Source organism: Mesorhizobium sp. WSM4846 (assembly GCF_055811415.1).
In genome coordinates, this window is record NZ_JBVVPZ010000081.1 from 1 (window position 1) to 9,984 (window position 9,984).

Annotated in this window: 10 protein-coding genes and 1 tRNA gene; 10 read left to right on the top strand and 1 reads right to left on the bottom strand. The window is 62.8% G+C overall.

Going from position 1 to position 9,984, the window contains the following annotated elements:
* Nucleotides 1–198 precede the first annotated feature (198 nt).
* A tRNA-Leu gene (locus AC0L15_RS32800) sits at nt 199–287 on the top strand.
* A 110-nt stretch (nt 288–397) separates the two neighbouring features.
* On the opposite strand, the gene AC0L15_RS32805 is transcribed toward AC0L15_RS32800, so the two are convergent.
* A complete protein-coding gene (locus AC0L15_RS32805; RefSeq protein WP_128168500.1) occupies nt 398–976 on the bottom strand; it encodes an NUDIX domain-containing protein in 579 nt (192 codons plus the stop codon).
* 189 nt (nt 977–1,165) lie between these two features.
* On the opposite strand from AC0L15_RS32805, the gene AC0L15_RS32810 reads away from it, so the two are divergent.
* The 9 genes from AC0L15_RS32810 to AC0L15_RS32850 all read left to right on the top strand — a co-directional run bounded on the left by AC0L15_RS32810 (nt 1,166) and on the right by AC0L15_RS32850 (nt 9,712).
* A complete protein-coding gene (locus AC0L15_RS32810; protein ID WP_287248154.1) occupies nt 1,166–2,269 on the top strand; it encodes an NADH:flavin oxidoreductase/NADH oxidase in 1,104 nt (367 codons plus the stop codon).
* A 101-nt stretch (nt 2,270–2,370) separates the two neighbouring features.
* Nucleotides 2,371–2,664: a DUF982 domain-containing protein gene (locus AC0L15_RS32815; protein ID WP_287248156.1), complete on the top strand. Its 294-nt coding sequence runs from the start codon at nt 2,371–2,373 to the stop codon at nt 2,662–2,664.
* Between the two features lie 31 nt (nt 2,665–2,695).
* A complete protein-coding gene (locus AC0L15_RS32820; protein WP_023798198.1) occupies nt 2,696–2,935 on the top strand; it encodes a DUF2188 domain-containing protein in 240 nt (79 codons plus the stop codon).
* Between the two features lie 279 nt (nt 2,936–3,214).
* The gene (locus tag AC0L15_RS32825; RefSeq protein WP_287248157.1) at nt 3,215–4,303 is read left to right on the top strand and encodes an ABC transporter ATP-binding protein; all 1,089 of its coding nucleotides are present in this window, start codon (nt 3,215–3,217) and stop codon (nt 4,301–4,303) included.
* A gap of 39 nt (nt 4,304–4,342) precedes the next feature.
* Nucleotides 4,343–5,668 (top strand): ABC transporter substrate-binding protein, encoded by a 1,326-nt coding sequence (locus AC0L15_RS32830; RefSeq protein WP_128246597.1) that lies wholly within the window; start codon nt 4,343–4,345, stop codon nt 5,666–5,668.
* A 206-nt stretch (nt 5,669–5,874) separates the two neighbouring features.
* A complete protein-coding gene (locus tag AC0L15_RS32835; protein WP_287062084.1) occupies nt 5,875–6,726 on the top strand; it encodes a carbohydrate ABC transporter permease in 852 nt (283 codons plus the stop codon).
* A gap of 1 nt (nt 6,727) precedes the next feature.
* Nucleotides 6,728–7,627, top strand: a complete 900-nt coding sequence (locus AC0L15_RS32840) for a carbohydrate ABC transporter permease (protein ID WP_287248158.1) — start codon at nt 6,728–6,730, stop codon at nt 7,625–7,627.
* Nucleotides 7,628–7,918: 291 nt separating this feature from the next.
* A complete protein-coding gene (locus AC0L15_RS32845) occupies nt 7,919–8,662 on the top strand; it encodes a competence/damage-inducible protein A (RefSeq protein WP_287248159.1) in 744 nt (247 codons plus the stop codon).
* Between the two features lie 216 nt (nt 8,663–8,878).
* Nucleotides 8,879–9,712, top strand: coding sequence for a universal stress protein (locus tag AC0L15_RS32850; protein ID WP_287248160.1), 834 nt, complete (start codon nt 8,879–8,881; stop codon nt 9,710–9,712).
* The last annotated feature ends 272 nt before the right edge of the window (nt 9,713–9,984 follow it).

Consider the following 9,984-nt stretch of genomic DNA (forward strand, 5'->3'; position numbering starts at 1 on the left):
TGGTGTTGGCGAAATCAGTGATGAAGGCCGATCTCCCCCCTCGTGGGGGAGATGTCCGGCAGGACAGAGGGGGGCGCCTCGCTCCGCCATCAAAAGGTTCTGCACCGCAGCAGCGCACCAAGTTTGCCCGTGCCAATCCTGCTGAGAAACCTTCGTGACACAGTGACACGGCTGTGCCAAACAGGGCCAACTGTGCCAGCGAGCGTGGAGAAACTGGTAAACTCAGCAGACTTAAAATCTGCCGCCACTACAATGGCTTACGGGTTCGATCCCCGTCGCTCGCACCACCTCACCTCGGACTTAAAATCCCTCGATCTCTGATCGTACGGGTTCGATTCCCGTCGTCCGCACCAGCAACCGACGCCACAGCGCTGGTGCATGCAGGTTCCGGCTTGGATCACACCCGGATCGGGTTCAGCTTCAGTTGCTGGATCAGGATGATGGTCTTGGCGTCGATGATGCGGCCGTCGTGGATGCCGGCCAGCGCCTCGTCGAGCGGCATTTCCAGGACCTCGATGTCTTCGCCTTCGTCCGGCGCGCCGCCGCCGTCGGAGATGCGGTCGGTCGGCGAATAGCGGGCGACGAAAAACCAGAGCCGTTCGGTCACGCTGCCGGGGCTCATGAAGGGCGAAAACAGCCGTTCGACGTCCTTCAGCCTATAGCCGAGTTCCTCTTCCGCCTCCTTGCGGATGCAGGTTTCGGGATCGTGTTCATCGAGCAGGCCGGCGCAGGCCTCGATCAGCGGCTCGCGGTGGCCGGTGGCGTAGGCCGCGTAGCGGAACTGCCGCACCAGCAGAACCGTCGAGCGCTCCGGGTCGTAAGGCAGGATCACCGCGCCGTCGCCGCGATCGTAGGTCTGGCGGATCTGCGTCTCCCACTGCCCGTCGCGGCGGCGATAATCGAGGACGGTCTTTTTCAGGACTGCCCAGTCGTCGGAAAGGACTTCCTCCGAACGGATGCGAATGCGGTCTTCCATGGTGAACTCCGTGTTGCCGGCGAGGCGTAGCGGTGATCGGGCCTTCGCGCAATCCCGACAGCAATTCAGGGCAATCGCTACAGCGAAGGATCGCGGCTTCATCCAGCAGAGGCGCGCTTCACCGCCTCGTGTATGGCGCGGGCGCAATCCATTGCCTAAATAGCGACAGCCCCTCCCCGGAGTTTCCTGATGACCCCTTCCCTTTTCCAGCCGATCACGCTTGACGGCCTGACCTTTCCCAACCGCATTGCGGTGGCCCCGATGTGCCAGTATTCCGCCGAAGACGGCTCGGCCAGCGACTGGCACCTGTACCACTGGATGAACCTGGCGATGTCCGGCGCCGGCATGGTCACCGTCGAGATGACCGACGTCGAGCGGCGCGGCCGCATCTCGCATGGCTGCCTCGGCCTTTATTCCGACGACAACGAGGCGGCCGCCCGGCGCGCGCTGGATGCGGCCAAGCGCGTCGCTGCTCCCGGCACCAAATTCGGCACGCAGCTTGCCCATGCCGGCCGCAAGGCCTCCAACCAGAAACCTTGGGAAGGCGGCGGGCCGCTGAACGCCGATCAGGACCCTTGGCCGATCGTGTCGGCCTCGGCAATCGCCTACGACACGGGCTGGCAGGTGCCGAGGGCGCTGGAGGATGAGGAGATCCTGCAGATCATCGAACGCTTCGCCGAGGCGGCAAGGCGGGCCGAACGTGCCGGCTTCGATTTCATCGAATTGCACGCCGCGCACGGCTATCTGATCTTCCAGTTCCTGTCGCCGCTTTCCAACCAGCGCACCGACCGCTGGGGCGGCTCGCTGGAAAACCGCATGCGTTTTGTCGTCGAGATCGCCAAGGCAGTGAGAAGGGCAGTGCCCGGGCTGATGCTCGGGGCGCGTCTGTCGGTCAAGGAATGGGTCGATGGCGGCTTCGACGTCGACGACGCAATCGAAGTGGCCAAGGCGCTGAAGGCAACGGGCGTCGCCTATCTCTGCTGCTCGAGCGGCGGCAATTCGCCCCTGCAGAAGCTGCCGGCAGGTCGCGGCTACCAAGTGCACCTGGCGGAGGCCGTTCGCAACGGCGCCGGAATCCCGACAAGGGCCGTCGGCCTGATCGACGATCCGAAGCAGGCCGAGGCGATCGTCGCCGAGGGCCGTGCCGACATGGTGGCCCTGGCCCGCGCCTTCCTCGCCGATCCGCGGTGGGCGTGGCGCGCCGCGGCCACCTTCGGCGAAAAAATCCAGCCGGCGCCGCAGCTTGCCCGCTCGGTGACGACGATGCAGCACTGGATGAAGGCGGCCGGCTGACCGGCCCGATTGCAAGGCCGCCGCCGCAACGACCGTTACCCCGAGACATTTGCGCACGCCGAGGGGCGTGCAACCAAATCAGCGGCTCCGCGTTGGCGGCGATGATGGACAGCAAGCCTTTTGAAAAGCCGGTCGTGGTCGAACTTGGCCGTGTCGGCAAATACCGTGAGATCCGCAGCACCCAGGAAGCTGCGGAGTGCCTGATGACCGTCTGGCCGCTCAATCGTGGCCCTCGGCATCGCGATGCTCTCGACACTTGCCTAAAAGTGCTTGAAGGTTATCGTTCGACAGCGGATGCGCGCCGGGCATTGGTAGAGGCCGCCATGGAATCGGACGTGCTGGTTCCCGAAGAGAGATTGCCCGAAGGCAAACTGCCCGACCGCAAACCGCATTGAGCAACCCGAGCTTTTTCCACTGGAGGATTTCATGGCCAAGCTGACCTACAAGATCGTCGAGCATGACGGGGGCTGGGCCTATAAGGTCGGCGAGACATTTTCGGAGACGTTTCCTACTCACGAGGACGCGCTACGCGCCGCCGAGATCGCTTCGGCCGAACAGCAGGTCGCCGGCACCACCGACGGCATCCAGTACGAGGACGCCGAGGGCAAATGGCACGACGAGCTCGCCGACGGCCGGGACCGGCCGCAAACCGAAGTTTCCGATTAGGCTGGTGTCGTTCTCGCACCTCGGTTTCAAGAGCTGGGGCTTGACAAGTCATGCTCTTGCTATGATCCCGGACATGGCGAATTACAGTCCCGCTGGGAACGCTCACGATCAGGCGCGACGAAGAAGGGCGCTTGCCACGCAGCCGCTTTACAGGGCAGTCTGGTAGCGCTACCGTTTCATCATCGCGCGTGACCAGGGAGGAGCTTTGGGAACTGCCGCGGCCAGTCAGGAAAGCGGTTTCCTTCGAAGACGTCGCAGGAAGCATTCGGGAGGAAATCGATGGCGTCTGTCGCGATTGGCGATGTCTACAAATCATTCGGAACCGTCGAGATTCTGCACGGTGTCAGCGTCGATATAGAGGACGGCGAGTTCGTCACGCTGGTCGGGCCGTCGGGCTGCGGAAAATCGACCCTTCTCAGGATGATCGCCGGCCTGGAAAAGATTTCGCGCGGTCAGATCGCGATTGGCGAGCGCGTCGTCAACAACGTTGCGCCAAAAGAACGCGACGTCGCCATGGTGTTCCAGAACTACGCGCTCTACCCGCACATGACCGTGGCCGAGAACATGGCGTTCTCGCTGATGCTCAAGGGTGCTGCGAAAGCCGAAAGCGCTGCCAGCGTCAAGCGCGCCGCCGAAATCCTGGGGCTGGTGCCATTGCTGGAGCGCTATCCCCGGCAGCTTTCCGGCGGCCAGCGCCAGCGCGTCGCCATGGGCCGGGCGATCGTGCGCGATCCGGCGGTCTTCCTGTTCGACGAGCCGCTGTCCAATCTCGACGCCAAGCTCAGGGTGCAGATGCGCGCCGAGATCAAGGAACTGCACCAGCGCTTGAAAACCACGACGGTCTATGTCACCCACGACCAGATCGAGGCGATGACCATGGCCGACAAGATCGTCGTCATGCATGACGGCATCGTCGAGCAGATCGGGCCGCCATTGGAGCTCTACGACCGGCCCAACAACCTTTTTGTCGCCAGCTTTATCGGCTCGCCCGCCATGAACATGCTGCGGGGCGAAATCGCGACGGATGGCGGCTCACCGTCTTTTCGCGGCTCCGGCGGGATTTCCCTGCCGCTGGCCGCAGTGCCGTCGACCGGCAGCGGCGAGCAGGTGGTGCTGGGGATACGCCCCGAGCATCTGCGGCTATCCCAAGACGACGGCATTCCAGTCATCGTCGTGGTGGTCGAGCCGACCGGGTCGGAAGTGCAGCTCATCGGCCGGACGGCCGGCGGTGACGAGATCGTCGCCAATTTCCGCGAGCGCCATTCCTTCACGCCGGGCGAGACCGTACGGCTCACGGCCGAGCCGGGCCTCATCCATCTCTTTCATGGCGAAACCGGGCAGCGCTTCGAACTGCGCGCCCGGCAGTAGGATCCATAAGGCAAGGACAATAAACAGGAGGAAACGAGCATGAAATTCACCAGACGTGACGTGATCCGCACGACCGCCGGCGTGGCGGCGGGAGCCTTGGGAAGCCGCTTCGTCGGCTCTTCCGCCTTTGCCCAGGAGGGGTTGACGTACAAGCCCGAAGACGGCGCAAAGCTGCGCATGCTGCGCTGGTCGCCGTTCGTTCAGGGCGATGAAGACCAATGGCTGGCCAACACCAAGCGGTTCACCGAGGCGACAGGCGTCGAGGTCCGCGTCGACAAGGAAAGCTGGGAGGACATTCGCCCCAAGGCGGCGGTTGCCGCCAATGTCGGCTCCGGTCCAGATCTGATGCTGGTCTGGTTCGACGACCCGCACCAGTACCCCGACAAGCTGCACGACGTGTCGGAACTGGGTGAGTATCTCGGCACGAAATATGGCGGCTGGCACGACGGACCAAAGCAATATGCGACGCGGGAGGGAAAATTCCTCGGCCTGCCCCTGGCCACCATCGGCAATGCCATCGTCTATCGGGAAAGCTGGGTGAAGGAGGCCGGCTTCTCGGAGTTTCCGAAGGACACGGCGGGCTTCCTCGAGCTTTGCAAGGCCTTGCAGGCGAAGGGCCATCCGGCCGGCTTCACGCACGGCCATGGCGTCGGCGACGGCAACAACTATGCTCACTGGCTGCTTTGGAGCCATGGCGGCCAGATGGTCGACGAGAGCGGAAAGGTGACGATCAACAGCCCCGAGACGCTCAAGGCGATCGAATACGCCCAGGAACTCTACAAGACCTTCATCCCCGGCACCGAAAGCTGGCTCGACGTGAACAACAACCGCGCCTTCCTGGCCGGCGAACTGGGCGTCATCGCCAACGGCATTTCCGTGTATAACACGGCCAAGACCAACAAGGACAATGATCCGAAACTGGCTGAAATCGCCAAGGACATGCGCACGACAAGCCTGCCGATCGGTCCTGTCGGAAAATCGGTCGAGCTGTTCCAGGTGACCACGGCCGTGATCTTCGACTACACGCCCTACCCCAACGCGGCCAAGGCCTATCTGCAGTTCATGTTCGAGGAACAGCAAATGGCAGAGTGGATCACCTCCTCCGCCGGCTATTGCTGCCAGACACTCAAAGCCTTCGAGAACAATCCTGTGTGGACGGCCGACCCGAACAACGCAGCTTACGCCAAAGCCTCGGCGACGCTGCGACCCAACGGTTATGCCGGGCCGCTCGGCTACGCCTCGGCGGCGACCATGGCCGACTATGTCCTGGTCGACATGTTCGCCAAGGCGGTGACCGGCCAGGCGACGCCGCAGGAGGCGATGGAAGAGGCGGAGAAACGCGCCAACCGCTACTATCGCGTTTGATCGCAGCGCAGCCGGGCAGCCGCGACCGCGCTGCCCGGTCTGGTTTCTGAAATCGCGTGGCCGCCACTCAGGCCACCATGCCACTAGACCCTATGAGGAGCCGTCCCATGGCCGTGTCGTCCGCTGCCGTTCAGCCGCGTCCGTCGATCCTGTCGCGGAGCCTGTCGCTCCTGGCCGACAGCCGGAACGCGCTTAGCTTCGGCTTCATGCTGCCGGCGGCAGCGCTGCTGCTGGTCTTCCTCACCTATCCGCTCGGGCTCGGGGTCTGGCTCGGCTTCACGGATACCCGCATCGGTCGCCCCGGTATCTTCATAGGCATCGAAAACTACCAATATCTGTCGGATGACGCCGTCTTCTGGCTCTCCGTCTTCAACACCTTGCTCTACACGATAAGCGCCTCGATCCTGAAGTTCGCGCTCGGCCTCTGGCTGGCGCTCATTCTCAATCAGAACCTTCCCATCAAATCGTTCTTCCGCGCGATCATCCTGCTGCCGTTTGTGGTGCCGACGGTGCTGTCGGCCATCGCCTTCTGGTGGATCTACGATTCGCAGTTCTCCATCCTGTCCTGGGCACTTATGGAAATGGGCCTGATCGACCATCGCATCAATTTCCTCGGCGATCCGGAGAACGCGCGCGCTTCGGTCATCGCCGCCAATGTCTGGCGCGGCATTCCGTTCGTCGCCATCACGCTGCTTGCCGGCTTGCAGACGATACCGCAGTCGCTTTACGAGGCCGCCACGCTCGACGGCGCCAGTCGCTGGCAATTGTTCCGTTTTGTGACGCTGCCGCTGCTGACGCCGATCATTGCCATCACCATGACGTTTTCGGTGCTGTTCACCTTCACCGACTTCCAGCTGATCTATGTGCTGACCCGCGGCGGACCGGTCAATGCCACCCATCTGATGGCGACATTGTCGTTTCAGCGCGGCATTTCGGGAGGCCAGCTTGGCGAGGGCGCCGCCATCGCGGTCGCCATGATCCCGTTCCTGCTTGCGGCGATCCTGTTCAGCTATTTCGGCCTGCAACGCCGCAAATGGCAGCAGGGCGGAGGAGACTGACATGGCTGAGACCGCGATCAAGAAAATGAAACGGCAGGAACTCGACGAAGGCGGCATGGGCTATCTTCAGAGCCTGCCGCGGCGCGTGGTGACGGTCTATCTGCCGTTGCTGGTGTTCGTCATCGTGCTGTTGTTCCCGTTCTACTGGATGACGATCACGGCGATCAAGCCCAATCACGAGATGACCGACTACGCCAATTTCAATCCGTTCTGGGTCGTGCATCCAACATTCGAGCACATCCGCTATCTCTTGTTCGACACGTCCTATCCGGGCTGGCTGCTCAACACGATCATCATCTCCACCGCCGCCACGTTCCTGTCGCTGCTGGCTGCGGTGTTCGCGGCCTATGCGATCGAACGGCTGCGGTTTTCGGGAGCGCGGCACGTCGGGCTCGCGATCTTCCTCGCCTATCTCGTGCCGCCCTCGATCCTGTTCATCCCGCTGTCGGTGATGGTGTTCAACCTTGGGCTTTTCGACACCCCGTTCGCGCTCATCCTGACCTACCCGACCTTCCTGATCCCTTTCTGCACCTGGCTGCTGATGGGTTACTTCCGCTCGATCCCGTTCGAACTGGAAGAATGCGCGCTTATCGACGGGGCGAGCCGCTGGCAGATCCTCATGAAGATCGTGCTGCCGCTGTCGGTGCCCGGCCTGATTTCGGCCGGCATCTTCGCATTCACCCTGTCATGGAACGAATTCATCTATGCGTTGACGTTCATTCAGTCGTCGGAAAACAAGACTGTGCCGGTCGGGGTGCTGACGGAGCTTGTCCGCTCCGACGTCTATGAATGGGGAGCGCTGATGGCCGGAGCCCTGATCGGCTCGCTGCCGGTGGTGGTGCTCTATTCGTTCTTCGTCGAGCACTACGTTTCCTCGATGACCGGAGCGGTGAAGGAATAGCGCCCTGCGGGGCACCTTCTCCCTTCTCCCCCTTGTGGGAGAAGGTGGCCTCGCGAAGCGAGGTCGGATGAGGGGTGTTCCAGCTTGGCACCAACAGCACTCCGTCCAAGACCCCTCAACCGTCTTGGCGCTGCGCGCCAATCCACCTTCTCCCACAAGGGAGAAGGAAGAAGAGGCGCATTGCCGCCAACCATCCGCCGCGTTATCTCAGGCGACCCTGTCTGCCCAGGCGACCTTGTCTGCCTCGGGCGACCTTGTCTGCCTCAACTGACCTTATGCCGGAGCCTGCCAATGCCCGAAATCGTCACCGCCGCCATGCTCGTCATCGGCGACGAGATTCTGTCCGGCCGCACCAAGGACAAGAATATCGGCCACCTCGCCGATATCATGACGGCGATCGGCATCGACCTGAAGGAGGTGCGCATCGTTGCCGACGAGGAAGACGAGATCGTCGCCGCAGTGAACGCCCTGCGTGCCCGCTACACCTATGTCTTCACCACCGGCGGCATCGGTCCGACGCATGACGACATCACTGCGGATGCCATTGCCAAGGCCTTCGGCGTGCCCTGCGACTACGACGCCAAGGCCTATGCCATGCTGGATGCGAGCTACGCGGCGCGCGGCATCGAATACACCGAGGCGCGCAAGCGCATGGCGCGGATGCCGCGCGGTGCCGACCATATCGACAATCCGGTGTCGATCGCGCCGGGCTTTCGCATCGGCAATGTCCATGTCATGGCCGGCGTGCCGGCGATATTTCAGGCGATGCTCGACAATGTGGTGCCGACGCTGAAGGCCGGCACCAAAATGCTGTCGGCCACGGTGCACTGTCCGTTCGGCGAAGGCCTGGTCGGCGGACCGCTGGGCGACATCCAGAAGGCGCATCCGGACACGATCATCGGCTCCTACCCGAAATATGACGACGGCAAGTTCTGGACCGAACTGGTCGTCCGTGCCCGCAGCCAGCAAGGGCTGGACGCCGCCCGCGCCGATGTCGAAGCGATGGTCGCAGGCCTCACCAGCGCGGCCAGCTGATCTAAAGCGCGTCGCGTCTGAGACGATCCATGCGACGCGCTTCAACTTTCTTGTCTGTATGCACGGCGCGATCCCAAATCCGCTGCGCACCCTCGTGCCCAAAGTATGCTTTTGGGCGACATGCATTAGCCCGTATCCGGGTTAGCCGGAACCAAGCATAGTGCAGTGACGTTTCATGCGGGCGAGTTTCGATCGCCCGTGAATTGAGGGGTTACCATGCGATTCAAGACCATCGTCGCCATACTGCAGAACGAACAGGACGCGGAGCGCGTGCTCGAATGCGCCATTCCGCTTGCCGACAAGTTCGAGAGCCATCTAATCGGCATTCATGCCGAAGCGCTTCCCGTCCCCTACACCTCGGCCACCGGCTTTCCCGACACCGAGTTCCTGCAGGTCTCGGCCGACATGAACAAGGAGCGTGCTGAAAAATTGCGGGCGGTTTTCCTCCGGCATGTCGAGGAGTCCGGCCTGTCCTTCGAGTGGCGCAGCCTTGAGAGCTTTTCCGGAGACAGCGCGCTGACCGGCATCCCAACCGTGCGCACCGCGGACCTGATCATCGCCGCGCAGCGCGAGACGGGCGGCGATCCGAGCGCCGACGTCGACACGCTGGTCTATGACGCCGGCCGGCCGGTGCTGGTCGTGCCGCACTCAGGCCCGCTCATCACCAGCTTCAAGCATGTGCTGCTCGCCTGGAACGGCAGCAAGGAGGCGGCGCGCGCCGCCTTCGACGCCCTGCCCTTCATCATCGAGGCCGAAAGAACCGATATTGTCGTCATAGACCCGCCGGATACGCTCGACGAGGCCCCGGAGGCGGCCGGCGCCGAAATCGCCGCCGCCCTGTCCAGGCATGGCGCCACGGTCAGCGTCTCGGTGCTGCAATCGGCCGGCCACTCGGTCGACGAGGTGATCCAGACCAGGGTTGCCGAAACTGGCGCCGACCTGCTCGTGCTCGGCGCCTACAGCCATTCCTGGCTGCGCCAGCTGCTGTTCGGCGGCGTCACCCGCACGGTGCTGCGCACCCTGCCGGTGGCAGCTTTCCTGTCGCGGTAAGTCCACAAGGATCGCTTGCAGGGCAATCCTTCAGTGTTGCGCCGCCCCTCATTGCCCTGCCGGGCATTTCTCCCCGTATAGTGACGGGGAGAAAGACGCCTTCGCAAGGGATTTCGCCAATCTCCAGCGTTGCAGAATGGGTGCCAAGGTTGCGGCCAGCTTCTTCTCCCCCGTTAACGGGGAGAAATGCCCGGCATGTCCGAACCGGATAGATAGGTAACAGAATGGACTGATTGCATGGGTGACAGTTTTCTCCTTCGCCGGGAGGACCG

Bases quoted from the DNA above. Each gene is read 5' to 3' on its own strand.
- AC0L15_RS32805 (WP_128168500.1), bottom strand. From the start codon at position 976: ATGGAAGACCGCATTCGCATCCGTTCGGAGGAAGTCCTTTCCGACGAC.
- AC0L15_RS32810 (WP_287248154.1), top strand. From the start codon at position 1,166: ATGACCCCTTCCCTTTTCCAGCCGATCACGCTTGACGGCCTGACCTTT.
- AC0L15_RS32815 (WP_287248156.1), top strand. From the start codon at position 2,371: ATGATGGACAGCAAGCCTTTTGAAAAGCCGGTCGTGGTCGAACTTGGC.
- AC0L15_RS32820 (WP_023798198.1), top strand. From the start codon at position 2,696: ATGGCCAAGCTGACCTACAAGATCGTCGAGCATGACGGGGGCTGGGCC.
- AC0L15_RS32825 (WP_287248157.1), top strand. From the start codon at position 3,215: ATGGCGTCTGTCGCGATTGGCGATGTCTACAAATCATTCGGAACCGTC.
- AC0L15_RS32830 (WP_128246597.1), top strand. From the start codon at position 4,343: ATGAAATTCACCAGACGTGACGTGATCCGCACGACCGCCGGCGTGGCG.
- AC0L15_RS32835 (WP_287062084.1), top strand. From the start codon at position 5,875: ATGCTGCCGGCGGCAGCGCTGCTGCTGGTCTTCCTCACCTATCCGCTC.
- AC0L15_RS32840 (WP_287248158.1), top strand. From the start codon at position 6,728: ATGGCTGAGACCGCGATCAAGAAAATGAAACGGCAGGAACTCGACGAA.
- AC0L15_RS32845 (WP_287248159.1), top strand. From the start codon at position 7,919: ATGCCCGAAATCGTCACCGCCGCCATGCTCGTCATCGGCGACGAGATT.
- AC0L15_RS32850 (WP_287248160.1), top strand. From the start codon at position 8,879: ATGCGATTCAAGACCATCGTCGCCATACTGCAGAACGAACAGGACGCG.